Annotated in this window: 21 protein-coding genes and 1 tRNA gene; 19 read left to right on the top strand and 3 right to left on the bottom strand. The window is 60.9% G+C overall.

Features of this window, described 5'->3' with window-relative positions:
• The first annotated feature begins 57 nt into the window (after positions 1 to 57).
• The 6 genes from PQG80_RS13120 to phoU all read left to right on the top strand — a co-directional run bounded on the left by PQG80_RS13120 (position 58) and on the right by phoU (position 5,518).
• Entirely contained in the window at positions 58 to 972 is a 915-nt protein-coding gene (locus tag PQG80_RS13120; protein ID WP_271751815.1) for a phosphate ABC transporter substrate-binding protein PstS family protein, read from the top strand.
• A 99-nt stretch (positions 973 to 1,071) separates the two neighbouring features.
• Positions 1,072 to 1,998, top strand: a complete 927-nt coding sequence (pstC, locus tag PQG80_RS13115; protein ID WP_432432752.1) for a phosphate ABC transporter permease subunit PstC — start codon at positions 1,072 to 1,074, stop codon at positions 1,996 to 1,998.
• Positions 1,995 to 2,882, top strand: coding sequence for a phosphate ABC transporter permease PstA (gene pstA, locus PQG80_RS13110; protein WP_271751813.1), 888 nt, complete (start codon positions 1,995 to 1,997; stop codon positions 2,880 to 2,882). Before pstC ends, pstA begins: the two co-directional genes overlap by 4 nt.
• A gap of 374 nt (positions 2,883 to 3,256) precedes the next feature.
• Positions 3,257 to 3,985, top strand: a complete 729-nt coding sequence (pstB, locus tag PQG80_RS13105; RefSeq protein WP_271751933.1) for a phosphate ABC transporter ATP-binding protein PstB — start codon at positions 3,257 to 3,259, stop codon at positions 3,983 to 3,985.
• 103 nt (positions 3,986 to 4,088) lie between these two features.
• Entirely contained in the window at positions 4,089 to 4,835 is a 747-nt protein-coding gene (gene pstB, locus PQG80_RS13100) for a phosphate ABC transporter ATP-binding protein PstB (RefSeq protein WP_271751932.1), read from the top strand.
• A 23-nt stretch (positions 4,836 to 4,858) separates the two neighbouring features.
• Entirely contained in the window at positions 4,859 to 5,518 is a 660-nt protein-coding gene (gene phoU, locus PQG80_RS13095) for a phosphate signaling complex protein PhoU (RefSeq protein WP_271751812.1), read from the top strand.
• Positions 5,519 to 5,625: 107 nt separating this feature from the next.
• Here the strand turns inward: phoU and PQG80_RS13090 are convergent, their stop codons facing one another.
• Positions 5,626 to 7,587: a copper amine oxidase N-terminal domain-containing protein gene (locus tag PQG80_RS13090; protein ID WP_271751811.1), complete on the bottom strand. Its 1,962-nt coding sequence runs from the start codon at positions 7,585 to 7,587 to the stop codon at positions 5,626 to 5,628.
• Between the two features lie 190 nt (positions 7,588 to 7,777).
• On the bottom strand, positions 7,778 to 8,920 hold the full coding sequence (locus tag PQG80_RS13085; RefSeq protein WP_271751810.1) for an acyltransferase: 1,143 nt from the start codon (positions 8,918 to 8,920) through the stop codon (positions 7,778 to 7,780).
• A gap of 168 nt (positions 8,921 to 9,088) precedes the next feature.
• On the opposite strand from PQG80_RS13085, the gene polA reads away from it, so the two are divergent.
• The 5 genes from polA (at position 9,089) to PQG80_RS13060 (ending at position 15,143) form a co-directional block, all read left to right on the top strand.
• Complete coding sequence (gene polA / locus PQG80_RS13080; RefSeq protein WP_271751809.1) at positions 9,089 to 11,800, top strand: DNA polymerase I; 2,712 nt, start codon at positions 9,089 to 9,091, stop codon at positions 11,798 to 11,800.
• Positions 11,801 to 11,867: 67 nt separating this feature from the next.
• A complete protein-coding gene (gene mutM, locus PQG80_RS13075; RefSeq protein ID WP_271751808.1) occupies positions 11,868 to 12,812 on the top strand; it encodes a DNA-formamidopyrimidine glycosylase in 945 nt (314 codons plus the stop codon).
• 112 nt (positions 12,813 to 12,924) lie between these two features.
• Positions 12,925 to 13,725, top strand: a complete 801-nt coding sequence (locus tag PQG80_RS13070; RefSeq protein ID WP_271751807.1) for an MntP/YtaF family protein — start codon at positions 12,925 to 12,927, stop codon at positions 13,723 to 13,725.
• Between the two features lie 231 nt (positions 13,726 to 13,956).
• Positions 13,957 to 14,565 (top strand): dephospho-CoA kinase, encoded by a 609-nt coding sequence (gene coaE, locus PQG80_RS13065; RefSeq protein ID WP_271751806.1) that lies wholly within the window; start codon positions 13,957 to 13,959, stop codon positions 14,563 to 14,565.
• Positions 14,562 to 15,143 (top strand): lytic transglycosylase domain-containing protein, encoded by a 582-nt coding sequence (locus tag PQG80_RS13060; RefSeq protein ID WP_271751805.1) that lies wholly within the window; start codon positions 14,562 to 14,564, stop codon positions 15,141 to 15,143. Before coaE ends, PQG80_RS13060 begins: the two co-directional genes overlap by 4 nt.
• Before the next feature lie 83 nt (positions 15,144 to 15,226).
• Here PQG80_RS13060 and PQG80_RS13055 read toward each other — a convergent pair whose 3' ends face one another.
• Positions 15,227 to 15,448, bottom strand: a complete 222-nt coding sequence (locus PQG80_RS13055; protein WP_271751804.1) for an alpha/beta-type small acid-soluble spore protein — start codon at positions 15,446 to 15,448, stop codon at positions 15,227 to 15,229.
• 119 nt (positions 15,449 to 15,567) lie between these two features.
• Between PQG80_RS13055 and nrdR the strand changes: the two genes are divergently transcribed.
• The 8 genes from nrdR to PQG80_RS13015 all read left to right on the top strand — a co-directional run bounded on the left by nrdR (position 15,568) and on the right by PQG80_RS13015 (position 25,089).
• The gene (gene nrdR, locus PQG80_RS13050; RefSeq protein ID WP_090113883.1) at positions 15,568 to 16,029 is read left to right on the top strand and encodes a transcriptional regulator NrdR; all 462 of its coding nucleotides are present in this window, start codon (positions 15,568 to 15,570) and stop codon (positions 16,027 to 16,029) included.
• A 167-nt stretch (positions 16,030 to 16,196) separates the two neighbouring features.
• Positions 16,197 to 16,272: transfer RNA gene (locus PQG80_RS13045), tRNA-Ala, on the top strand.
• 441 nt (positions 16,273 to 16,713) lie between these two features.
• On the top strand, positions 16,714 to 18,525 hold the full coding sequence (locus PQG80_RS13040) for a sensor histidine kinase (RefSeq protein ID WP_271751803.1): 1,812 nt from the start codon (positions 16,714 to 16,716) through the stop codon (positions 18,523 to 18,525).
• Between the two features lie 3 nt (positions 18,526 to 18,528).
• On the top strand, positions 18,529 to 19,314 hold the full coding sequence (locus PQG80_RS13035; RefSeq protein WP_271751802.1) for a response regulator: 786 nt from the start codon (positions 18,529 to 18,531) through the stop codon (positions 19,312 to 19,314).
• A 143-nt stretch (positions 19,315 to 19,457) separates the two neighbouring features.
• Positions 19,458 to 20,813, top strand: a complete 1,356-nt coding sequence (locus PQG80_RS13030; RefSeq protein ID WP_334219819.1) for an ABC transporter substrate-binding protein — start codon at positions 19,458 to 19,460, stop codon at positions 20,811 to 20,813.
• A gap of 268 nt (positions 20,814 to 21,081) precedes the next feature.
• Entirely contained in the window at positions 21,082 to 21,963 is an 882-nt protein-coding gene (locus PQG80_RS13025) for a carbohydrate ABC transporter permease (protein ID WP_271751801.1), read from the top strand.
• Positions 21,964 to 21,984: 21 nt separating this feature from the next.
• Complete coding sequence (locus PQG80_RS13020; protein WP_271751800.1) at positions 21,985 to 22,833, top strand: carbohydrate ABC transporter permease; 849 nt, start codon at positions 21,985 to 21,987, stop codon at positions 22,831 to 22,833.
• Between the two features lie 9 nt (positions 22,834 to 22,842).
• Positions 22,843 to 25,089 (top strand): FAD-dependent oxidoreductase, encoded by a 2,247-nt coding sequence (locus PQG80_RS13015; protein WP_271751799.1) that lies wholly within the window; start codon positions 22,843 to 22,845, stop codon positions 25,087 to 25,089.
• The last annotated feature ends 42 nt before the right edge of the window (positions 25,090 to 25,131 follow it).

Raw genomic sequence — 25,131 nt, 5'->3', positions numbered from 1 at the left:
TCAGAGATGTGCTTGAGGCAAACCACATAAACACACATTTGAAAGGGGCTCTCATCCTTGAAAAAATCTCTGCTCGTACTGACGACGCTCGCGCTTGGCATCTCTCTCGCCGCTTGCGGAAAAAACGAAAATTCCAATAACGCGAACGCCGGCGCATCTTCCGGCGCCGCGCTCAGCGGCGCGATCAGCGCTGCAGGCTCCACCGCTCTCCAGCCGCTCGTCGACCAAGCTTCCAAGAAGTTCATGGATCTGAACAAGGACGTGACGATCACCGTCAACGGCGGCGGCAGCGGCGCCGGCCTGTCCCAAGTCGCGGAAGGCACCGTGCAAATCGGCAACTCCGACGTATTCGCCGAAGAGAAGCTGAAGGACGCGGACGCCGATAAGGCCAAGGAGCTCGTAGATCACCAAGTCGCCGTCGTATCGATCGCGGCCGTCGCCAACAAGGATGTCGGCGTGGACAACCTGACGAAGGCGCAGCTCGTAGACATTTTCACAGGCAAAGTAACGAACTGGAAGGACGTCGGCGGCAAGGACGAGAAGGTCGTGCTCGTCAACCGTCCGGCAAGCTCCGGTACCCGCGCGACGTTCGAAAACTTCGCCCTGGGCGCCAAGTCCGAAGATCTGCCGGACTCGATCACTGAAGACGCATCCGGCACGGTACGCAAGCTCGTCTCCGAGACGCCTGGCGCGATCGGTTACCTGGCGCTCTCCTACCTGGACGACACGATCCAAGCGCTCAAGTACGAAGGCGTAGAGCCGACCAGCGAAAACGTCGCTTCCGGCACTTATCCGGTATGGGCATACGAGCACATGTACACGAAGGGCCAGCCGGAAGGCGCGGTCAAGGCATTCCTCGATTACATGCTGAGCGACGAGATTCAAACCACGGACGTGAAGGATCTGGGTTACATCCCGGTCAGCGACATGAAGGTTACCCGTGACGTCGCAGGCGTCGTAAGCAACAAATAATCATAAGCCCGACCGACGGAAAAGCACGATAATAGCGGCAGAGGCGGACCTGTAATTAGGGCGCCTCTCTTGCCATGTTAAGGAGAGGCTTGCATGAACATGACCCAAACCGGACCTGCGGACGCCCTTTCGAAGGACGGCGGCAAATTTCCGAAGCATAGACTCGAGGAGCTCCGCGGCAGAGGCTACGTGATGTTCTGCGTATTGCTGCTGATCGTCATCATTTTCTCGATCGTCTACTTCATCGCGTCCCGCGGCCTTACGCCGTTCACCAGCCAGGGCGTGAGCCTCGGCAATATGCTCGGCGGGCTCAAGTGGGCGCCCGAAGCGGATACGCCGTCGTTCGGCGCGCTGCCGTTTCTGTTCGGCTCCTTCGCGACGTCGGTGCTGGCCGCGGTCATCGCCGCGCCGCTCGGCATCTGCGCCGCGATCTTCATGACCGAAATGATGCCCAAAGTCGGCAAAAATATTTTGCAGCCCGCCATCGAGCTGCTCGCGGGCGTGCCTTCCGTCGTATACGGGTTCGTCGGCCTTAGCGTTATCGTGCCTTTCCTGCGGGACGTCTTCCCCGGACAGGGCGTCGGCATCCTCGCCGGCTCGATCGTCTTGTCCGTCATGATCCTGCCAACCATCACGACGGTCGCGACGGACGCGCTTCGCAGCCTGCCCGCCGGGCTGAAGGAAGGCTCCTACGCGCTCGGCGCCACCCGCTGGCAGACGATCTCCCGCCTCGTCATCCCGACGACGCTGCCCGCGCTCATGACGGGCGTAGTGCTCGGCATCGCCCGCGCGTTCGGCGAGGCGCTGGCCGTGCAGATGGTCATCGGCAACGCGCCGCATATCCCGCATTCGCTCACGCAATCGGCCGCGACGCTGACCAGCATCATCACGCTGTCGATGGGCAACACGACGAGCGGATCGCTGCATAACAACGCGCTGTGGAGTCTCGCCCTTATTTTGCTGATCATGACGTTCCTGTTCGTCTTCGTCGTACGCCTGCTGGAGAGGAGAGTGAAGCGCGTATGAAGGCCAAGTCCGTAGACCGCATCATGACCGGCGTCATCGTCGGCATCGGCTTCTTGATCATCGCGCTGCTGGCCGCGCTGCTCGGCTATCTCCTGATCCGCGGCGTAGGCCATATTAGCTGGCACTTCCTCACCTCCGCGCCGGAGTCGATCCGCTCGGGCGGCGGGATCGGGCCCCAGCTGTTCAACTCGCTGTTCCTGCTCGTGCTGACGATGATCATCACGGTGCCGCTCGGCCTCGGGGCCGGCATCTACATGAGCGAGTACGCCAAGCAAAACCGGTTGACCGCGTTCATCCGCCTCATCGTAGAAGTGCTGTCTTCCTTCCCTTCGATCGTCGTCGGCCTGTTCGGACTGCTGGTCATCGTCAACCGCTTCGGACTCGGTCTGTCGCTCATGTCCGGCGCGCTCGCGCTGACGGTGTTCAACCTGCCGCTCATGGTGCGGATCACGGAGCAGGCGCTGCGCGCCGTGCCGCGCGAGCAGAAGGAAGCGGGGCTGGCGCTTGGCCTGTCACGCTGGCGCACGATCACCACGGTAATGCTGCCTATCTCGCTGCCCGCGATCGTCACGGGCACGATCCTGGCCGCGGGCCGCGTGTTCGGCGAAGCGGCTGCCCTGCTCTTCACCGCCGGCATGAGCTCGCCGCGGCTCGACTTCAGCGACTGGAATCCGCTGCATCATACGTCGCCTTTGAATCCGTTCCGCCCGGCCGAAACGCTGGCCGTGCACATCTGGAAGGTCAACAGCGAGGGTCTCGCCCCGGATGCCGCGCAGATCGCCGCGGGCGCATCGGCCGTACTCGTCATCACCGTGTTGCTGTTCAACCTGGGCGCGCGCTGGCTCGGACGCGCGCTATACCGCAAGCTTACTGCCGGACGCTGATTGCCGCTCGGCTCGCGCAGCTGCCGGGGGCAAGTGGGCAGAGTCCTGCTTGACCGGGTATTGCAGAAGCGCACGCGAATTCAAAGGAGGAATTGATCGTGACCATGATCGCGACGGAAAAAACGGAAGCCGAACGCGTCGCAAACCGGACGACCGCAACCCCTAGCGACGCAGGGACCGCCGTCGGCGCGCCGGCCGACCCCCGCGAGAAAGCGGCGGCGTCCGTGCCTGCGCCGCTCCCCGGCGCATCGCCCGCTGCAGCTCGCGACGAGTCGGCGCAGCGCGCCATCCCGGGTCTCGCGCCATCGGCGCCGGAGCCCGGCGAGACCGCCCGGACCCAGCCCGCGCCGAATCCGGCCTTTTACACCAAGGACCTGTCGGTCTACTACGGCGAGAAGCAGGCGATCAAGCAGGTCAGCATGGCCTTCCCGGACCGCCAGGTCGTCGCGCTGATCGGCCCCTCGGGCTGCGGCAAATCGACGTTCCTGCGCTCGCTCAACCGGATGAACGATCTCATCCCGGGCGCTTCGATCGACGGCGAGATCTGGATCGGCGGCCAGAATATCTGCGATCCCCGCACGGACGTCGTACGGCTGCGCCAGCGGATCGGCATGGTATGGCAGCGCCCGAATCCGTTTCACAAGTCGATCTACGAGAATGTCGCCTTCGGCCCGCGCTATCACGGCGTGAAAAACAAGGCTGCGCTCGATCAGCTCGTGGAGGAATGCCTGCGCAAGACCGCGCTCTGGGACGAGGTCAAGGACCGGCTGCACCAATCCGGCCTCGCGCTGTCCGGCGGCCAGCAGCAGCGCCTCTGCATCGCCCGCTCGATCGCCGTGAAGCCCGACATTCTGCTCATGGACGAACCGGCCTCCGCGCTCGATCCCGTATCGACGGCCAAGATCGAGGAACTCATCGCCGAGCTCAAGCGGGACTATACGATCGTGATCGTCACGCACAACATGCACCAGGCCGCTCGCGTATCCGACAAGACGGCGTTCTTTTTCCTGGGCGACCTGGTCGAGTACGACGAGACGAACAAGATCTTCACCAACCCGTCGCGCAAGTCGACGGACGATTATATCTCCGGGCGGTTCGGCTGAGGCTCATGGGAAGCTGCCGAAGCGGCGCATCGTCGGCTTCGCGCAGGACGGCAGAGTGGCGGATTGGAGCCACAGCGCAAGGACAGGAGGAGGAACGCAAGTGATCATCGAGACGAAGCAGCTGCAGCTGTACTACGGCAAGTTCCAGGCGCTCAAGGACGTGGACTTGACGATTCCCGAGAAGAGCATCACCGCCTTCATCGGCCCTTCGGGCTGCGGCAAGTCGACGCTGCTGCGGACGCTCAACCGGATGAACGACACGATTCCGGGCGTGCGCATCGAAGGCGAAGTCGTGATTCAGGACCGCAACATCTACGACGGGGAGACGGAAGTGGAGTTCCTGCGCAAGCGGGTGGGCATGGTGTTCCAGCAGCCGAATCCGTTTCCCAAGACGATCTACGATAACGTCGCGTACGGGCCTCGCCTACACGGCACGACCAAGAAGTCCGAGCTCGACGCCATCGTGGAAAAGAGTCTGCGGTCGGCGTCGCTGTGGCACGAGGTCAAGGACGTGCTGAAGAAGTCCGCGTGGAGCCTGTCGGGCGGCCAGCAGCAGCGCCTGTGCATCGCGCGCGCGCTCGCGGTCGAGCCGGACATCCTGCTCATGGACGAGTCGACTTCGGCGCTCGACCCGATCTCGACGACCAAGATCGAGGAGCTGACGCGGGAGCTCAAGAAAAGTTATACGATCGTCATGGTCACGCATAACATGCACCAGGCAGCCAGAATCTCGGACCGGACGGTATTTTTCCTGAACGGAGAAGTAGTGGAGTCCGCGGATACGGAGCAGCTGTTCCGTGCGCCGCGGGATCAGAGGACGGAAGATTATATCTCCGGCAGATTCGGTTAACGACCGGGAAGGGGCATCGGCTAATGACGGCAAGAAGAGAATTCGATATCGGGCTCGTGCAATTGCAGAACATGCTCGTGGAAATGGGGGAGCGGGTGGAAAAGGCGCTCGGCGACGCCATGCAGGCGCTCGAGGGGCTGAACAGCCCGCTCGCGCAGCGGATCGTCAAGGCGGACCCCGAGCTGAACCGGCTTGAGGAACGGATCGCGGATCTGGGCGCCAAGCTGATCGCGACGCAGCAACCGGTGGCCAAGGACCTGCGCCGCATACTCGTGGCGCTCAAGATCTCCTCGGACCTCGAGCGGATGGGCGATCTGTCCGTCGACATCGCCAAGGCCGCGATCCGGCTGGAAGGGCAGTCGCTCATCAAGCCGCTCGTCGACCTGCCGCGGATGGCCGAGCTGGCGCAGACGATGATCGGCGAGTCGATCCGATCGTACATCGACGAGAACGTGGATCTCGCCTACAAGATGGCCAAGGACGACGACATGATCGACGCGCTGTACTCGCAGATCCTGCGCGAGCTGTTCGAGATGATGGGCGACAATCAGAAGACGATCAACCAAGCGATGAACCTGTGCTTCGTGGGACGCTACATCGAGCGGATCGCGGACCACGCGACCAATATCGGCGAGAACGTCGTCTATCTGGTCGTCGGTACGCGGCCGGATTTGAATCAGTAATTGTAGCGAATATGAAACGCCTTTCGTAGAGAAGGCGATGGACTCAGCGCCGACGCGCACAAAAAAAGCCGTTCCCGTCATGAGACGGGGAACGGCTTTTTTGCGCTTTATTTCATCGGGATAAACATCAGCGTGATCGGCAGATTCGAGCCGAGCGCCGTCAGGTACGAGATCTCGACGGTCTCGTTGTACTGTCCGGTGCGATAGACCGGCGTCGCGACGTTCGGATTCTCGAGAATGCTCGTGTTGGTCACCGGGACCTTCATGCCGTTGACGAGGAAGGCGCCGGTGTAGATGCCGCCTCGCGCGTTAAGCGAGATCAGCGTGTTGGCCTTGACCTGCAGCGTCATGTGGTAGACGACGCCGAAGTTGCCCCAATTGTTCTCGGGCTGACCGTTGAGCTGGTCGATGCCGTCGAGCGCCGGATCGATCTTGTGATCGCCGAACACGATGCGCTTCGGCGTATCGCCGAGGGTGTCCTGGATGACGATCTCGCGATCGGCGCCCTGGAACGTGCCGCGGATATGCTTGCCGTCGCGCTTCATGACGCCGAGCGTCGGCAGCTTGGTCAGCGGGTCGTCGCCGCTCTTCACGGCGAACAGCGTGAACTTGACGTTCGTCGACGTGCTGAGATCCGCGTATGCGGAGAAGGTCTGGCCTTTGGACAGCGCCTTCTGGTTCAGCTCGGGCACGATCAGCTTGGTCGCGCCGGGCGCGAGCCACGTGGTAGTCGTCGACTGCGTATCCCGGGCGTCCAGGTAGCGGATCGCGGCCATCTTGCCCGTGTACGCGCCGAACGTCTCCGGACCCGCGCTGCCCCATGCGCCGAGGTCGATGCTGGCGGACTCGGTCGCGCTCTCGTTGGTCGCCGCCATGTAAATCTTGAGCGGCTCGCTGCCGAGGTTCTGGTGGTACAGGAACAGGCGAAGATCGCCGGCCAGCGTATCGCGGTACAGGACGCCGGGACCGGTCAGGTCCTCGGGGCTGTCGGAAGCGATGAGCGCGCGGTTCGTATTATAGAAGGTATAAGGAACGGTCGGGATATTCAGGATCTCCGGGCCCTTGACCGGATATTTGTCCCCGACCAGCGTGAAGCGCTCGTTGAACTCCGTCTCGGTGTACATGACATCGGTCGAGATCGTAATCGTCTTGGTGAAGTCCGAGATGCTGCCGTGCTTGTCGGTGACGCGCAGCGTGACCGTCTGCGGGCCGGATACGAAGAAGCCCCGTTTGTTGTTCGCCCATTCGGTCGATACGATCGCATTCTCGTCGTCATACGATTGATCCGTATAAGTGATTGGTTCGCCGATCATATACGTGTCCTTGTCCGTCGTGAACTGGGCGACAGGCGGCTGATTGGGCGGCAGCACCGTGACGGACACGGCATAGGGCTCGAGCCAATTCCCGGCCATGTCCTGCACGCTGCGCGTAATCACGTATGTGCCGGGTTCGGGGAAGACGCTGAGGTTGCCGTCCCAGCTCTCGGACAGAATCTTGCCCGCATTCTTGGAGAGGCTCGTGTACGTGACCTGCGTCTCGCCCGCATAGATGACGTCCTGGTCGACCTTGAAGTCCGCGGTCGGCGCGACGCTCCACGTCAGCGATACGGTGCCGGGCGCGGCGGACAAGGTGGAGCCTGTCGCCTTGACCCAGTCCCTAAGCGGAACCATGAGGCTCCCCTTGTAGATGTAGGCTTTGCCGGAGGAGGCGTACCTCGTGCCGTTCAGCGAATAAGTGGTGCTGCCCGTCTTGAAGTCTACGACGTTGCCGTCGGTCGAAACGGTATAGGTCTTGGAGGCTGCGTTATAGGCGATCCTGTATCCGAATCTGGCAGCCAGCATGGATATGGGCGCGTAGGTAACGCCCTTGACGATAAGCGCGGGCTGCGGCGACGCGTATGTAGCGCCATTGACCGAGATCTGCGGCTTGTTCAGCGTCAGCGTGAGGACGGAATCGCCGGCGCCGGCGGCCGTCGCGACAGGCGTGGCTACGGGCACGATGAGCGAGGCGAGCAGCGCCGCCGAGGCGACCCATTTTACGAAACGTTGTTTTCCTTGCTTCCAATTCATAGTGCGAAAGTCTCCTTTTGTTCGTTAAAATCCGATAAGTGCGGGAAGGTGCAACTCTACTCTAGACGAGACCCGCCTCCAAAAGTTGCGTTTTAAATGGTGAACAAAGAACGAACAAAAGGCCGCCCTGGCGGACGGCCTTGTTGAAACGCGGCCCAGGGGGCCATAAGAAGCACGGATAAAACGCCGATCAGCGGGTTGCCCCAGGTTTCTTTTTGGGTGCGGAGGAGGTGCCGAACAGGATCCAGGCCCACCGGAAATTGCGCTGAATGGCCCAAGTGACGCCCCATGCGACCAGCAGCGCCGAGAGGAACTCGCAGGCGTAGTAGACGTGGAACAGCAGGCCGTTGCCCGGAACCGGGATGTCGCGGTAATAGTAGAGCACGGCCGGGTGGATAAAGTAAATGCCGAAGGAACATATGCCGATATTCCCGAGCAGACGGACCCAGACCGCCCGCGGGCGGCGGAGCAGGAGATTGGCGATCAAGAACAGCGCGATGGCCGATAGCACGTTAAAAAAGAATTGCGTATAAGCGAAAACCTGACCGTCGGCCCAGTCCTTGTGCACGAGTCCCTGGTAACGCAGGTACACATAATAAGCGCCGGAGACCGCCCATAGCGCGACCGCGATCGAGGCAGCCAGGCGCCGTACCGCAGGACGCGCCGCGAACCAGGCCAGTATCTTTTCATAATGAATGGCGATCCACATGGCGACCGCGAAGATGCCGAAGTACGAGATGAACAGGCTGCCCGTACGGTGCAGCACGCCCGGCCATCCCTGCTGATGGACGATATACTCGCGGTTCAGGTAATAGTAGCCCCACTGGAGGGCGATGCCGATCCACCAGATATGGCGGCGGACCCAGCCGCTGCGCAGCGCGAGCAGGAGGATCGGGAACAGGATGTAGTACTGAATGATGACGAACATGAAGTACAAGTGGCCGTAAGCCTGGCCGGTGAGCAGCTGGCCCAGGAACTTGGACGCGGAGTCGGCGGGCGGCGCGAATTGGTTTTTTAATAGAAAATACAGCAGGCTGAATATGGCGTACGGCAGGACGGCGTTCCAGATCCGCTTGCGGTAGAAGACGGCGATCGCGCCGCCGGTCAAAGGCTTGCCGACGTAATTGTAAGTGAGCACGAAGCCGCTGATGAAAATAAACGCCGGCACGGCAAAGACCGCGAATTCATGCAGGAACACGTAGATGCCGTAAAAGGACGATGACGTCTGCAGCTGGACGAGCGCGTTGCTGGTGGAATGAATCATGATGACGGCCAGGATCGCCATCGCGCGCAGCAGGTTGATCTCTGGAATGTAGCGCCTCGCTTGGGTCATGCGAACTCTCCTAACGATTCAAATATATTAGCAATATATCATAGCCTGCGACGGCGAAGTGCTTAAACTTTCCTTAACGAGCGGAGGCGTCCGGACGTCGCCCGGCCTCCGGCGTTTATGGTATGATTGATCCTAATGGAAGAAGAACGGGATGGAGCGTGCGATACGATGGCTAAAACATGGAAAACGGAGCAAGGCGAAGGCGCGGCGCCGCGGGACAAGCTGCTCTTGATCGACGGCAACAGCATCGTCTTCCGGGCGTTCTACGCGATGCCTCCGCTGACGAACGGCGCCGGCTTGCATACGAACGCGGTGTTCGGGTTCACGACGATGCTCCTCAAGGTGCTGGAGGAGGAGCGTCCGACGCATCTGGTCGTGGCGTTCGACGCGGGCAAGACGGTATTCCGCCACGAAGGCTTCGCGGCGTACAAAGGCGGACGCCAGAAGACGCCGCCGGAGCTGTCGGAGCAGTTTCCGCTGCTCAAGGAGCTGCTCGACGCGTTCTCGATCCGCCGCTACGAGCTGCCCGGCTACGAGGCGGACGATATCATCGGCACGCTGACGCAGCAGGCCGAGGAAGCGGGCGTCGAGGCGGTCGTCGTCTCCGGCGACAAGGACATGCTGCAGCTGGCGTCCGAGCGGACGACCGTGCTCCTCACGCGCAAGGGCGTGAGCGAGACGGAGCGGTACACGCCCGAGATGATCGGGGACAAGTATGGCCTTACGCCGCTGCAGATCATCGACTTGAAGGGGCTCATGGGCGATACGTCGGACAATATTCCGGGCATTCCGGGCGTCGGCGAGAAGACCGCGCTGAAGCTGCTGTCCGAATACGGCAGCGTCGAGCGCGTGCTCGAGCACGCCGAGGCCATTAAGGGCAAGCTCGGCGAGAACGTCCGCAGCCATCAGGAGTCGGCGAAAATGAGCAAGGAGCTCGCGACGATCCTGCGCGAGATTCCGCTCGAGCAGAACTTCACGGAGCTGGCTTGGGAGGGGTTCGACGAGGCGTCGCTGCTGTCCGCGCTGCGGAAGCTCGAATTCAAGTCGCTCATCGAGCGGCTGGAGCTGAGCGAGGGCGCCTATGATGCCGGCGGCGCGGCAGACGTCACGCAGGGCGCTGCGTACGAGACGGTCCGCGTGGAGAGCGCTTCGGATTGGGCGGCGCTCGCGGAGGCGCTGCCGCAGGCGGAGAGCTTCATTCTCGACGCGAACGGCGACAACCCGCATCAGAGCGAAGCCATCGGCATCGCGGTCGCCGCGGGCGACCGGGTGTTCGCGCTGCCGTTCGCGGCGCTGCTGTCGGCGGAGGCAGAGCCGCTGCGGGCCTGGCTCGCGGACGCCGGCGCGCCGAAGACCGGCTACGACCTGCACCGCGTGGAGCTGGTGCTGGCCCGCCGGGGCATCGAGCTGCGCGGCCAGGCGTTCTGCTGCTCGCTCGCCGCGTACCTGCTCGATCCGACCGAGGCCGACCCGTCGCTGGTCGGGCTGCTCGCGAAGGCGGGCCTCTCCGGCATCGCCCCGGACGATGCCGTATACGGCAAGGGCGCGAAGTTCCGCGTGCCGGAGCCGGACGCGCTCGCCGCTCATCTGGCCGCCAAGGCGGACGCGATCCGCAGGCTCGCCGCGCGGCAGGCGGAGGCGCTGGATGAGGCCGGCATGAGGCCGCTGTACTACGAGCTGGAGCAGCCGCTCGCGATGATCCTCGCGGACATGGAGAAGCAGGGCATCGTCGTGCAAGCCGAGGCGCTCGAGGAGCTGGGCAAGGACTTCCAGTCGCGCATCGGCCAGATCGTGACCGAGATCTACCGGATCGCGGGCTTCGAATTCAACATCGGCTCGACCAAGCAGCTTGGCGAAGTGTTATTCGACAAGCTGGGTCTGCCCGTCGTCAAGAAAAACAAGACCGGCTATTCGACGGACGCCGAGGTGCTGGAGAAGCTCGAGCCCTACCATGAGATCGTGCGGCTCATCCTGCATTATCGCCAGCTGGCGAAGCTCCAGTCGACCTATATCGAAGGCCTGCTGAAGGAAATTCGTCCGGAGGACGGCAAGATCCATACCTACTACCGGCAGACGATCGCGGCGACGGGCCGACTCAGCAGCCAGTACCCCAACCTGCAGAACATCCCGATTCGCATGGAGGAGGGACGCCAGATCCGCAAGGCGTTCGTGCCGTCTGAGCCGGGCTGGCAGATCCTCGCGGCCGACTACTCGCAGATCGAGCTCCGCGTGCTGGCGCATATCTCCGGCGACGAAGGACTAAAGGAAGCGTTCCGCCTCGAGATGGACGTCCATACGAAGACGGCCATGGACGTGTTCGGCGTCAGCGCCGAGCAGGTGGACGGTAACATGCGCCGCAGCGCCAAGGCCGTCAACTTCGGCATCGTATACGGCATCAGCGACTACGGGCTGTCGCAGAACCTCGGCATTACCCGGAAGGAAGCGGCCGCCTTTATCGAGCAATACTTTGCCGCCTTCCCGGGCGTACGCCGCTATATGGACGAGATCGTGGCGCAGGCTAAGCAGGACGGCTACGTCAAGACGATGCTCGAGCGGCGCCGCTATCTGCCGGACATCCGCTCGTCGAACTTCAACCTGCGGTCGTTCGCGGAGCGCACGGCGATGAATACGCCGATCCAGGGCACGGCCGCCGACATCATCAAGCTCGCGATGGTGCGCATGGCCGAAGCGCTGAGGTCCAAGGGGCTGAAAAGCCGGATGCTGCTGCAGGTGCATGACGAACTCGTATTCGAGGTGCCTCCGGAGGAGCTGGAAACGATGAAGGCGCTGGTACCCGAAGTCATGGCGGCCGCGCTGCCGCTCGACGTGCCGCTGAAGGCGGAGGTCAGCGCGGGCGTAAACTGGTATGAGGCGAAGTAAGAGGCGCGCGTACTAGCGTTCAAGTTTAGTAAATGGGTCAGTCACCGTAGAGAAAGGATGAGCGAACATGCCGGAACTCCCGGAGGTAGAAACGGTCAGGCGTACGCTGAACGAGCTGATCGTAGGCAAGACGATTCGGTCGGTTACGGTACGTCTGCCGCGCATTCTGCAAAAACCGGACGATCCCGACGTCTTTGGCGCGATGCTGGAGGGGCGGACGTTTACGGCCGTGGAGCGGCGCGGCAAGTTCCTGCGGCTCATTCTGGACGGGCTCGTGCTGGTATCGCATCTGCGCATGGAAGGGCGGTACGGGCTGTTCGCCGACGACGCGCCGCTGGACAAGCATACGCATGTCATTTTCCACTTTACGGACGGCACGGCGCTGCGGTACACGGATGTCAGGCAGTTCGGCACGATGCATCTGTTCCCCGCAGGGGAAGAGCTGGTATCGCCGCCCCTCGCCAAGCTCGGCCTCGAGCCGCTCGAGCCTGACTTTACCGCGGACAAGCTGAGAAGCTCGCTGGGGCGCAGAAATACCAAGATCAAGCCGCTGCTGCTGAATCAGGAATGGATCGTGGGGCTCGGCAATATTTATGTAGATGAGACGCTGCATCTGGCGGGCATCCATCCGGAGCGAATGGCGGGCGAGCTCACGGGCAAGGACTGGCGGCGATTGCACGAAGCGATCGTCGTCACGCTGACCGCGGCGGTCGAAGCGGGAGGCTCCTCGGTCAAGTCCTACGTCAACGGACAGGGCGAGATGGGGATGTTCCAGCACAGGCTGCGCGTGTACGGCAGGACCGGCGAGGCTTGTCCGTCGTGCGGTCATCCGATCGCCAAGTCGGTGGTCGGCGGGCGCGGCACGCATGTGTGCGCGAAGTGCCAGAAGCCGCCCAAGGGAGCTACCGGCCCGGCGAGCGGCGCCAGCGCGGCGGCTTCCAAGCGTTACCGCGAGGGAGGCACGAATGCCGTGAAACGCAGGCTCGACGGACCGAATGGCGGCGAAGCGTAACCGATTGTTCACGGTCAGGCGGGCATTCGCCCTCCCTGCTGCATAGGATGAACAGAACCGGCGCTCCTTACACGGGGCCGCCGGCATGTCTTCACCTTGCAGGAGGAACGTCATGCTCGCACATTCGGCTTCCTTATTATTTCTCGCGTTCGCGGTCAGTCTGGACGGCTTCGGTGTCGGCATTACGTACGGATTACGCAAGATACGCATCCCGCTCCCGTCCATCGCGATCATCGCGGCTTGCTCGGGCGCGGTTATCCTCGTTTCCATGCTCGTCGGTTCGGTGATCGCCAGGTGGCTGTCTCCTTACGGAGCGAAGGCCGTCGGGGCGGCGATCCTGATCGGCATCGGCACTTGGGCGCTGGTTCAGTTCGCCAGGAACCGCAGGAGCGAGACCGATACGGAAAAGGCGCCGGTAGTCGGGGGACATCGCGATGAGGGAACGGTAGCGGAAACAGGAGCTGCAGGTGGAACGAGATCGGCGTCCGCAGGCGGTTCGGCTTCCGGTCTATCGCGGCCGGGCATCGAGGGAAACGCGAGCGCTCCGGAAGCCGACGGCGCCGTGCCGATGCTCACGCTGGAGCTTCGGGTATTCGGCTTGATCGTGCAGATCTTGCGCACGCCATCGGTCGCCGACGTCGATCGTTCGGGCATTATAACCTCGGGCGAAGCCTTGCTTCTCGGTCTGGCATTGTCGCTGGACGCCTTCGGAGCGGGCATCGGGGCCGCGCTTGTGGGATTCCCCGCCGCGCCGACCGCGATTCTGATCTCCGCGGCGAGCGGGATCTTCCTTTGGGTCGGCATGCGCGTCGGTTTCTTGGCTGCGGGCATGCGATGGGCGCAGCGGCTGTCCGTATTGCCGGGCATTATTCTGATCGCGATGGGCATATTCAAGCTGATGCAGGCGTCTTGAGACGAAGGGTAAAGGGTATTGAAATGATGTCTCATGCCATTATCCCATCGACTCAATCGGGGCGGAGGCGGCCGTGGACGGTCGCCGGATCTGAGCCGAGGGGATAGTGGCATGCCGGGGTTCGCGCAAGTTCGGCATTCGGCTGAACGGATGGGATAATGGAATAGCAAGCGGCGGCAAAGTCTAACGAAGGCACTCGGCATACGAAGCCGCTGCAAGGAGGTTAGCAGGATGAACATCGGATTGACGGGAGGCATAGCCACCGGCAAGAGTACTGTAGCGCGCATGTTGGTCGCTCGCGGAGCGGCGCTTGTCGATGCGGATCGAATTGCCCGGGAAATCGTCGAACCCGGACAGGCTCCCCTGGCTCAGATTGCGGAGCGGTTCGGAGCAGGGGTCATACAGGAAGACGGCACGTTAAACCGGCGTATTCTGGGTGCGATTGTCTTTGCGGATGCCCACGAGCGCAAGGCGCTTGAAGCGATTACGCATCCCGCCATTCGCGAGCTGATGCGCGAGCGGATCGCGGCTCTGGAGACGGAGCGGCCGGATAGGCTGGTCGTGGCGGACATTCCGCTGCTGTACGAGTCGGGATTGCAGCATTTGTATCAAGGCGTCATGGTGGCCTACGTCCCCCGAGACGTGCAGCGGACGCGGCTCATCGAACGCGACGGGCTGGCGCCGGAGGAAGCGGACAAGCGTATCGGCGCGCAAATGGATATCGAACAAAAGCGGCAATTGGCCGATTACGTTATAGATAATAGCGGCACGCTCGCGGATACGGAAGCGCAGTTGGATCTCTTTTGGCGGACGCTTCATTTAGGATCGGTACAGTCATGAGCAAAAAAAGGACAAGGCCGAAGCGCAAACGCTGGTTTTTAGCGCTGCTCCTCATCGTCATCGCGCTGCTGTTCTTTCGTTCGGAATGGCTGGGCAAAATGGTCTACCCGATTCAATATCAGGAAGAGATTCAATCGAATGCCGACCGGTACGCCATCGATCCGCGTCTGATCGCGGCGGTGATACGGGTCGAATCGAACTTCGAGCCCGACGCCGTCTCGCCCAAGGGCGCCATCGGCATCATGCAGATCATGCCGGATACGGCCGAGTGGATTCTAAAGCAGGAGGACTTCGGCAGCATCACGACCAAGCAGGCAGGCGAACGGGCCGACGCCGGCATCCGGCTGGGGGCCTGGTACCTCAATGAGCTGCTCCGGCAATTCGACGGCGACATGGTGAAGTCGCTGGCCGCCTATAATGCCGGACCCGGCAAGGTGAAGCAGTGGATTCGGGAGGGCACATGGGACGGCCGCGAGGAGACGCTGGAGGATATCCCTTACGGCGAGACCCGCCGATATGTGCAAAAGGTGCTCTTTTACCATAAAAAATACGACGAACTGTATGACAATTGGTCCTAAGGACGGTAAAATGTAAAAGAGCCCTGAAGCGCGAAGCTTCAAGACTCCTTGGTATTGAATTACCTAGGTGAAGACCATAGTACTTAGAAACGGCCTGCGAGTTGTTGCTCGGCGATTTGTACCAGGCGCTTGGTGATGCTGCCACCGATCGAACCGTTCTCGCGCGTAAGCATGTTGCCGCCGTAGCCGTCTTGCGGGATGGAGATGCCCAGTTCTTGAGCAACTTCATATTTCAGTTGTTCAAGCGCGTTGGAAGCTTGAGGTACCACCAGGTTGTTGCTGTTGCCGCTGTTTCCTTGGCTCATGTTGTTCACCTCCTCGCGGTTGGTAAACGTATTATGTGCCTTATCCCTGGAATCATGTAAGGGAAGGTATGGAAAAATAAAAAAAGTTTCTCGCAAGCGCAAAGGAGAGCCGCAGACTTATGAAATGCCCTTATTGCGACTATAACGGTACGAAGGTACTGGACTCCCGTCCGGCCAACGACAACAAGTCGATCCGCAGGCGGCGCGAGTGCGAATCCTGCAATCGCCGCTTCACCACGTTCGAGATGGTCGAGGAGACGCCGCTGATCGTCATCAAGAAGGACGGCAGCCGCGAGGAATTCAGCCGAGAAAAGCTGCTGCGCGGCCTGCTGCGCGCCTGCGAGAAGCGTCCGGTATCCGTGGGTCAGCTGGAGATCCTGGTCTCTAACGTCGAGCGCGAGCTGCGCAACACGGCCCAGGCCGAAATCGACAGCAACATGATCGGCGAGAGCGTCATGGAGCAGCTGTACCCTGTCGATGAGGTCGCCTACGTGCGCTTCGCGTCCGTGTACCGGCAGTTCAAGGACATCAACATGTTCCTCAAGGAATTGAACGTACTCATCAATAAGCACGGAATCTGACCGGCTGTGCGGGACCATGGGGGGCGGGGAGCGGACAAGCTCTGCGCCTTCGCTCGCAGCCCGTACTACCGTGTTCATTTTATCGGATGCTCGACGAAAATATGGTTGACATGACTTTTCTTCTTATGATAAGATCATTCTTGTCGCCAACGAGCGACACGTCATGCGGGGCCATAGCTCAGCTGGGAGAGCGCATCGCTGGCAGCGATGAGGTCAGGGGTTCGATCCCCCTTGGCTCCACCAAATGCAAACCTACCGACACGCCGATAAGGCGTGTTTTTTGCATTTGGTGGAGCCCCGTAGGGGGCGAACCCCGCGGGGCGTTCCGCGCGCAGGGAGCCGGAGGCGACGAGCACGGCATCGGTATCTACCGCGGCGCTCTACTTCGGCGAATTTGCTTCGTCAGCAAGTTCAATCAGGATATCGTTATCCCCCTTGGCTCCACCAAATGCAAACTTGCCGACACGCCGATAAGGCGTGTTTTTTGCATTTGATGGAGCCCCGTAGGGGGCGAACCCCCAGGGCCTTCCGGCGCCAGCGTTTTTTGTCTGTTGCCCGGATAGAACGATTTGATGATTTTCACCGTCCGATCCTACGATTTGGTGATTATGCGCGCGCGAGCCGAATGGATGTCCTCCCAATGCTATAATGAGGTCACCACTCGGCGCAAAGGGGTCGCTCATCATGCGGGGCTTGCTGTCACATCTCGTTCCCCATAAACTCAAATACCGGCTGTTCGCTGCGTTCGTGCTCGTCATTCTGCTGCCTTTCAGCATTTTGAATATATACAATTACCAGAAGATCGAGTCGCTCGTCCAGAAAAAGGTCAGCGAGCAGAGTCACGAGCAGCTGGACAACCTGCATCGTTCCCTCGAGGACCAGCTCAGCATCGCGTTCAAGACGCTGATTTTCCTCGAGCAAGACACAGAGGTGCGACAGATTCTGCAGGAACCCGACCGTTTTTCATCCTTAGACAACAAGGATATGATGGAGGACAAGTTCAAAGGGTTGAATAACAGCTTTTTCCTGTACAATCCGTCCGTTTACTTCACGCTGCTCGACGATCATGGCCATGTGTATACGTCCTATCAGCCGAGGCTGCCGCTCGACTATGACGCGATCGCCTCCAACGCCTCGTTCGCCGCCATGCGGGAAACGAAGGCATCCTACCTATGGGTGCCGGACGACGCAAACTACGTGTCGCGCGACATCTCCAAGAGCCCCATGCTGCTGTCGCTTTACGCCGAATTGCGAGATCGCGGCAACCGCACGTACGGGCTGGCGCGGATCAGCATCGACTTTTCTTTCTGGTTCCAGTCTATGCTGCAAAAGTCCGAGAGCGACCAAGCCTACTTTATCATGACAAGAAAAGGGGAGACGATCGCGAGATCCATCCCGGATTCGGAGCTGTCGCCTGAAGCGATCGAGGGGGTCTCGCGCGCGCCCGACAACGGATATTGGATGGACGACCGCGGGGATGCGCTGGTCAACTACAGCTATTTATCGTCGCTGGACTGGTACTTGGTGGACCGAATTCCGCTGCGCGTGCTTTTTAACGAGATCGAGAGCCTTAAGCAGCAATATTTCGTCACGTTTTTCATCATCACCGCCGTCTTCGTGGCCGTCGCGTTTATGCTCGCCTATACGTTCACGCGCCCATTATCCCGCATGCAGTCGAAAATGAGGGAAGCCGTGCGCAAGGACCTGCTGATTCGGCTGCCCGAGAAAAATTACAAGGGAGAAATTCTCGAGCTGACCCGCACCTTTAACACGATGATGGTCGACATGAACGGGCTGATCCAGCGCCTGCGGGCGGAGGAGCGGCAGAAGGATGCCGTGCATTTCCAGATGCTGCTTGCCCAGATGAACCCGCACTTCCTGCTCAATACGCTCAATACGCTCAAGTGGATCGGACTGCGCGGCGGCAGCGAAGAGACCGTCGAGATTTGTCTGTCCCTGGGCAAGCTGCTGGAGACGAGTCTGAACGCCGACGTGGATCTCATCTACCTGCGGGACGAGATCGAGCTGACCCGAGCATTTCTCTATATTCAGCAGGTGCGGTACGGCAACCGCTTCGAGATCGAGTTCAGCTACGACGAGGACCTCGTCTATGCGCTCGTGCCGAAGCTGAGCCTGCAGCCGCTCGTCGACAATGCGATCCGGCACGGCATCGCCAACATGCAGGAGGGCGGGCGCATCTGGATCCGCATGGACCGAGATGTCGAATACCCGGACAGGCTGACGCTTGAGGTCGAAGACAACGGGGTCGGGCTGGAGCAGTCGAAGCGCAGCCGCGAGGAAGGGCGCAAGCGGCCGGGCATCGGATTGGATAACGTCCGGGAGCGGCTGCGGCTGCTGTTCAAGGACAAGGGAGAGCTCGATATCGTTCCCCTCCCGCGCGGCACGTTGTGCCGGCTGCGACTGCCGCTGCTGCTGTCCCAGCCGTACGATAGCGGACTGCACGCCATCGACCGTCAAGATGAGAGGGAGGCTTAAGCGATGTACAAAGTGCTGCTCGTCGAAGACGAGACGTTCGTCCGGGAATCGGTCAAGGAGATCATCCGCTGGGAAGAGATGGGCTTCACGCTGGCCGGCGAAGCGAGCAACGGCGTCGAAGCGCTGGAGTTCATCAAGCGGGAGCCGCCGGATCTCGTCCTGTGCGACATCGTCATGCCGCAAATGGACGGTCTGGCGCTGCTGAAGGAGACGCGGGACGCCGGCATCGGCTCCAAGTTCGTCATGCTGACCTGCATCGGCGACTTCGAGGCGATGCGTCAGGCGATGGAGTACGGCGCGTCCAATTATATACTCAAGCTCTCGATGAGCGTGAAGGATCTGCGGGAAACGCTTGCCAAGGTGAGCCGGGAGCTGGCGGGCGGATCGGCGTCCGCCGCCGCTCGATCCGGCGCGGCGCCTCAGACAGCCGAGTCCCGTCCGCTGCTCGCGGCGCGGGAGCGGATCACGCATCCCGAGGTGAACAAGATCATTCAATACATCGAGCAGCACTACGATCAAGACATCACGCTGGGGTCGCTATCCCGCTACGTCATGATGGGAGAAAACTACGTCAGCGCGCTTTTTAAGAAGAAGACCGGAGAGACCCTCATCCACTATCTGCATGGCACGCGCGTGAACAAGGCGATCGAACTGCTGATGAATACCGATCTGCCGGTGAACCAGATCGGCCAGCGCGTCGGCTTCATGAACGACAACTACTTCATTAAGATTTTCAAGCGGATGACGGGGACGACGCCCAGCCAATACCGGAACCATAGAACGATTTGATCGTTAACTGCAAGCGGAGGCGCTGCGGATTGTGTATATCTGTTCCATAGAGATCATGATTCTGTTACTTATGAACCGCCTTGCCGTCCTGCTATCCTTGATTTGCACACAACAATTCCGGTTCATTCGGGGAGGCGTCTCTAGTGAGAAAAAAAGGCTGGCTGGCAGGCATCGCTTCGCTGGCGCTCGTATCGGGCGTTATGGCAGGCTGCGGCAACAACAATAACGGCGGGAACGCGAGTCCCGCTGCAAGCGGAAAATCGGAAGCGTTATCATCGGCCTCGGCCGGATCCAAGGCGAGCGGCGGCACGGTGAAGCTGAAGATGTGGGGCGGCGTGCCGCCGGAGGCGGGACCGCAGACGGTCATGGACAACTGGAACAAAGCGCACCCGGACATCCAGATCGAATACGTACGCTACGTCAATGACGACGAAGGCAATCTGAAGCTCGACACCGCGATGTTGACGGGGCAGGACGTCGACCTCTACGTCAACTATACGATCTCCCAGACGGCCAAACGGGTCGAGTCGGGTTTTGCGGCGGACCTGAGCGCTTTCACCGACTACAATATCGACGAAAAGATGGGTGCCGACGCCGCGGGCTGGAAGATCGACGGCAAGTATTACGGCGTGCCGACGACGAAAAGCTCGTTTTTTGTAGCGTTGAACAAAGACGCGCTGGACGCTGCCAATCTCCCGGTGCCGAAGGACTGGACCTGGGACGAGATGCGCGAGTATGCCAAGAAGCTCAAGCAAGGCGACGGCTACGGCTTTATCCAGAACACCGAGCCGTACGCCGATCCGATCGACGCCGTGCTGTCGAAGGAAGGTTACACGAAGGCAGACGGCACCTCCAACCTGGATCATCCGCTCGTCCGCAAATGGCTCGAATCGCTTAACGGCATGATGCAGGACGACAAGACGACGCCGCCGCTCGGCGAGCAGCTGACGAGCAAGATGCCGGTCGAGCAGATGTTCCTGAGCGGCGAGGTGCCGATGCTGAACATCGGGGCATGGCTGCTCCGCAGCTCCAATAACTTCACCGATTATCCGCGCGATTTCAAGATCGCTTTTGCGCCGGTGCCCAGACTCCAAGATGATGCAGAAGGCAGCATGACGCGAGGCGGCATCGGCGACTACATCTCGATCAACGCGAAGTCCAAGAACCAGGCCGCCGCCTGGGAGTTCCTGAAGTGGTACGCGGACGGCGGCATGGCGCCGATGGCTGCGGGCGGACGTCTGCCGGCCTCGAAGGACGCCGATCAGGACGCTGCGCTGACAAGCATGCTTGGAGACAAGGCCGACACCTACGACAAGGACTCGCTTAACTACGTCATTTTCGAAAATAAGACGCCGACCTTTGTACGCTCCTTGCCGCAGGAGGTCATGGACTTGCGGTCGCAGGAATACGAGAAGTACTTCCTCGGCGCGCAAAGTCTCGACGAGACGATCGCCGCTATGGTGAGCCGGCACGACGATTATTTGAAGAAATCCAAATAAGCTTTAAGTCTGGATTGCCGTCCGAGACGGCAGTCCTTTTTACTTGCTCGGATGCCAAATCGTCAGAAGGCGGTCGACTGGGCGTTCGAAGCTTGTTTTTTCGTTTGACGCCGGGTAGAACGATTTGATGGTACCCGCTTCCCGAAGCCCCTCCGGGCGGCTTTTTTTGCATGGATATGTGCGATGAAGACGATGGTTTTGTTCCTTATGGGATCGGCGCGCGGTTGATAGACTGGAGCTATTCATTCGAGAAGCGAGGTTAATGCGCATGTATAACAACTGGATGAGAAGGCAGCGCCTGCTCGGCTACGTATTCATCGGCCCCAGCATGCTCGGGGTGCTGGTGTTTTTCCTGATCCCGGCCGTCTATTCGTTCGGCTTGATGTTCACGAATTACAAGTTCATGAGCCCGAACATCGACTTTGTCGGCGCCGACAACATCGTCCGTATGCTGCACGACGACCTGTTCTATCTCTCTTTGCGCAATACGGTCGTATTTTTGCTCGCGGTGCCGGTTTCGATCGCGCTCGGCTTCGTCGTCGCCGTCATTTTGAACCAAAAGATTTATTTGAAAAAGCTGCTGCGCGGCCTGTACTTCATGCCTTACATCACGAGCGGGGTCGCGGTCGCGTTCGTCTGGATGCTGCTGTTTCAGCCGAAGCAGGGGCCGATCAACGGCTTCCTGCGCAGCGTCGGCATCGAGCATCCGCCGGGCTGGCTGTCGACGACGACGTCCTCGATGTACGCGATCGACATCATCTGGGTGTGGTTCCTGCTCGGATACAACATGATCATCTACCTGGCCGCGCTGCAGGAGGTATCGTCCGAGCTGCTCGAAGCCGCGAAGATCGACGGCGCCCGGCCGACGCAGATATTGCGCAAGATCATCTGGCCGCTCGTCAGTCCCACGACGTTCCTGCTGCTCATCACGGGCCTCATCATGACCATCAAGACGTTCGGCATCATCCAGGCGACGACGCAGGGCGGTCCGGGCAACAGCACGACGATTCTGTCGCTCTACGTGTACCAGAACGCGTTCCGCTACTACGAGATGGGCTACGCCGCCACGGTCTCCTGGGCGCTGTTCGCGATCATATTGCTCATCACCCTCCTGCAGTGGCTGGGTCAAAAAAGATGGGTTCACTATTAAGCCGCCAAGGAGGGCATCGGGATGGAGCTTAAAAAACGAAGTCTGACGTCCGGCGCGGCCGGAAGGCTGCTCGTCACCGTCATTATGCTGGCGCTCGCGATCGTCATGATCATTCCGTTCCTGTGGATGATCAGCACGTCGCTCAAGACGCCGGCCGAAGTATTCAAGTATCCGATCGAATGGATCCCGTCGCATCCGACGTGGAGCCATCACCACAAGGTGTGGACGGGTCCCAAGAGCTTCGGCACCTATTACCTCAACTCGCTCAAGATCTCCGTCATCGGCATGCTTGGCGCCACGTTCCTGTCCGCGTTCGCTGCGTACGGGTTCGCGCGGATCGAGTTTAAAGGGCGCAACGCGCTGTTCATGATCTACCTGTCGATGATGATGGTGCCGCCGCAGGTGCTGTTCGTGCCGAAGTTCATCATGTTCGAATGGGCCGGCATCTACAATACGCATCTCGCGCTTATCCTGCCCGGCCTGTTCACGATATTCGGGGTGTTTATGCTGCGCCAGTTTTTTCTGTCCATCCCGCACGAGATCTCCGAGTCGGCGTTCCTCGACGGGGCGGGCCACTTCCGCATCTTCTTCCGGCTCGTCCTGCCGCTGGCCAAGCCCGCGCTCGCGACGCTCGCCATCATCGACTTCTCCTGGCAGTGGAACGACTATGAGAACGCGCTTGTCTTCCTGATCGACGAGAAGCTGTACACGGTCCCGCTCGGGCTTCAGAACTTCATTTTGGAGAATACGGTCGACTATAACGGCATGATGGCCGCGGCGTCCGCCGGCATTCTCCCGATGATCGCCGTCTTTGTCATCGGCCAGCGGTTCATTATTCAAGGATTAACCAACTCTGCGGTAAAAGGGTGATACGGCGATATGCGCAACGAAACGGTAGTTAGCGATATAACGGTGGTCGGCGGGGGGCTGGCAGGCATCTGCGCCGCAATTGCGGCGGCAAGGCTCGGGCGCAAGGTCGCGCTCGTGCACAACCGGCCGGTGCTGGGCGGCAATTCGAGCAGCGAGGTGAGGGTATGGGTGTGCGGCGCGACCGCGCACGGCACGAACCGGTACGCTCGGGAGACAGGCATCATGGGCGAGCTGTTCGTCGAGAACCAGTACCGCAATCCCGAGGGCAACCCTTACCTATGGGACCTGGTGCTGCTGGAGGCCGTGCGGGCGGAAGCTAATATTACGCTGCTGCTGAATACCGACGTGCACGAGGTAGAGGCAGAGGGAGACGAGGAGCGCCGGACGATCAAGTCGGTCACCGGATGGATGATGGGCTCGGAGCGGCGGATTCGGCTCGAGAGCCCCATTTTCCTCGACAGCACGGGGGACGGGCTGATCGGGTTCCTCGCGGGTGCGCGTTACCGGATAGGAAGGGAGGCGCGCAGCGAGTTTAATGAAGCGTGGGCGCCGGAGATCGCGGACGACATCACGCTGGGCAGCACGCTGCTGTTCTATACGAAGGACGCGGGCCGTCCGGTGCGGTTCGTGCCTCCGAGCTTCGCCAAAGATATCGCGCAGACGCCGATACCGATTCGGAGGGTGATCAAGAGCGGCGATTCGGGCTGCCATTACTGGTGGATCGAATGGGGCGGCGAGCTGGATACGGTGCATGACAACGAGCGGATTCGCGACGAGCTGGGGTCGGTCATTTACGGCATCTGGGACTATATCAAGAACTCCGGGCAATTCGACGCCGAAACGATGACGCTGGAGTGGGTCGGATCGATACCGGGCAAAAGGGAATACAGGCGCTTCGTCGGCGACTATGTGCTGAACCAGAATGACATCATCGGACAGGAACCGTTCCATGACCGGATCGGCTTTGGCGGCTGGTCGATCGACCTGCATCCCCCGCAGGGCATGTATGCCGAGGAGAGCGGCTCCAAGCATATGCATGCGGACGGCGTATACCATATCCCTTACCGTTCTCTGTATTCGGTTAACGTGGGCAATCTGCTGTTCGCGGGCCGCAACGTTAGCGCTTCGCACGTTGCCTTCGGCACGACGCGCGTGATGGCGACCTGCGCCGTAATGGGCGAAGCGGCGGGAACCGCGGCGGCGCTCTGCGCCGAGAAAGGCGCGGCGCCGCGCGACATCTATGCTGCGCATCTGGCGGAGCTGCAGCAGACGCTGCTCCGTCAGGACGCGGCGATCGTGGGCCTCGCCTGCGACGATCCGGACGATCTGGCGCCGGGGGCCGCGATCAGCGCCTCGTCGCGGCGGAGCCGGATCGCCGTCGAGGAAGCCGTGACGGTGTATCCGTTGGAGCGGGACGCGGGATTGCTGTTCCCGGTGAACCCGTCGATGCGTGGGCTCGAGCTCCTCGTGTCTGCCGATGCGGAAACGGAGCTGACCGTCGAGCTGTGGGACACGGGCCGGGCGGAAAACTACGTGCCCGTCGGCCTGATCGGCTCTACTGTCGCCGCCGTGCCACAGGGCGAGCTGCAATGGGCGGCGTTCGATTTGCCGTGGACGCCGTCACTGCCGCAGAACGCGTTTGTCGTCGTGCGGCGCAACGCGGCGATCCGGCTGCATCAGGCCGCCGAGCCGTTCACGGGCGTGCTCGCGTTCGAGCACGGCGCCGCGCCGCATGCTGTGGCGGCGCTCGAGGACCATGACGAGACGCAGCCCGTCGTCGCGTGGAGCATGAAAAAGCTCGTCCGCAGGCCGTTCTGCTTCCGCGTGTTCGGCGAGACGGCAGCTTATTCGCCGGCGCAGGCGGTCGGAGGCTTCAAGAGACCTTATGGCGGGCCGAACCTGTGGGCGTCCGAGCCGCTGGACGGCGGCGAAGCCTGGCTTGCGCTCGAATGGGAGCGCGCTGTCTCCGTCCGGGAGATTCGGCTGACATGGAATGACGACGTGAACGAGGATCTGATCAATCTGCATCATCACCGGACGCCGTTCGAGGCGATCCCGGAGCTCGTCGAGGCGTACCGCGTTGAAGTCCGGACCGGCGGCGAATGGAAAGTGGTTGCGGAGGTAACCGGCAATCGGCGCCGCGCCAATCGCGTAGAGCTGACTTCCCCGTTGACTGCGGACGGCGTACGCGTCGTCGTCGAGCGCACGAACGGCGCAGCCTGCGCGGAGCTGGTGGAGATTCGCGTATACGCATAATGTGACAACTAAGCATCGACGTCTTCGTCGGCAATAAGCGCC

This window comes from Cohnella rhizoplanae (assembly GCF_948329515.1).
Taxonomy (GTDB): domain Bacteria; phylum Bacillota; class Bacilli; order Paenibacillales; family Paenibacillaceae; genus Cohnella; species Cohnella rhizoplanae.
The sequence above is the reverse complement of the archived record's forward strand: the minus strand, read 5'-3'. Positions and strand labels throughout refer to the sequence as shown.

What these genes read in the sequence shown, in the direction of transcription:
- pstC (WP_432432752.1), top strand. Translation starts at nt 1,072, where the DNA reads ATGACCCAAACCGGACCTGCGGACGCCCTTTCGAAGGACGGCGGCAAA.
- pstA (WP_271751813.1), top strand. Translation starts at nt 1,995, where the DNA reads ATGAAGGCCAAGTCCGTAGACCGCATCATGACCGGCGTCATCGTCGGC.
- phoU (WP_271751812.1), top strand. Translation starts at nt 4,859, where the DNA reads ATGACGGCAAGAAGAGAATTCGATATCGGGCTCGTGCAATTGCAGAAC.
- PQG80_RS13090 (WP_271751811.1), bottom strand. Translation starts at nt 7,587, where the DNA reads ATGAATTGGAAGCAAGGAAAACAACGTTTCGTAAAATGGGTCGCCTCG.
- PQG80_RS13085 (WP_271751810.1), bottom strand. Translation starts at nt 8,920, where the DNA reads ATGACCCAAGCGAGGCGCTACATTCCAGAGATCAACCTGCTGCGCGCG.
- polA (WP_271751809.1), top strand. Translation starts at nt 9,089, where the DNA reads ATGGCTAAAACATGGAAAACGGAGCAAGGCGAAGGCGCGGCGCCGCGG.
- mutM (WP_271751808.1), top strand. Translation starts at nt 11,868, where the DNA reads ATGCCGGAACTCCCGGAGGTAGAAACGGTCAGGCGTACGCTGAACGAG.
- PQG80_RS13070 (WP_271751807.1), top strand. Translation starts at nt 12,925, where the DNA reads ATGCTCGCACATTCGGCTTCCTTATTATTTCTCGCGTTCGCGGTCAGT.
- coaE (WP_271751806.1), top strand. Translation starts at nt 13,957, where the DNA reads ATGAACATCGGATTGACGGGAGGCATAGCCACCGGCAAGAGTACTGTA.
- PQG80_RS13060 (WP_271751805.1), top strand. Translation starts at nt 14,562, where the DNA reads ATGAGCAAAAAAAGGACAAGGCCGAAGCGCAAACGCTGGTTTTTAGCG.
- PQG80_RS13055 (WP_271751804.1), bottom strand. Translation starts at nt 15,448, where the DNA reads ATGAGCCAAGGAAACAGCGGCAACAGCAACAACCTGGTGGTACCTCAA.
- nrdR (WP_090113883.1), top strand. Translation starts at nt 15,568, where the DNA reads ATGAAATGCCCTTATTGCGACTATAACGGTACGAAGGTACTGGACTCC.
- PQG80_RS13040 (WP_271751803.1), top strand. Translation starts at nt 16,714, where the DNA reads ATGCGGGGCTTGCTGTCACATCTCGTTCCCCATAAACTCAAATACCGG.
- PQG80_RS13035 (WP_271751802.1), top strand. Translation starts at nt 18,529, where the DNA reads ATGTACAAAGTGCTGCTCGTCGAAGACGAGACGTTCGTCCGGGAATCG.
- PQG80_RS13025 (WP_271751801.1), top strand. Translation starts at nt 21,082, where the DNA reads ATGTATAACAACTGGATGAGAAGGCAGCGCCTGCTCGGCTACGTATTC.
- PQG80_RS13020 (WP_271751800.1), top strand. Translation starts at nt 21,985, where the DNA reads ATGGAGCTTAAAAAACGAAGTCTGACGTCCGGCGCGGCCGGAAGGCTG.
- PQG80_RS13015 (WP_271751799.1), top strand. Translation starts at nt 22,843, where the DNA reads ATGCGCAACGAAACGGTAGTTAGCGATATAACGGTGGTCGGCGGGGGG.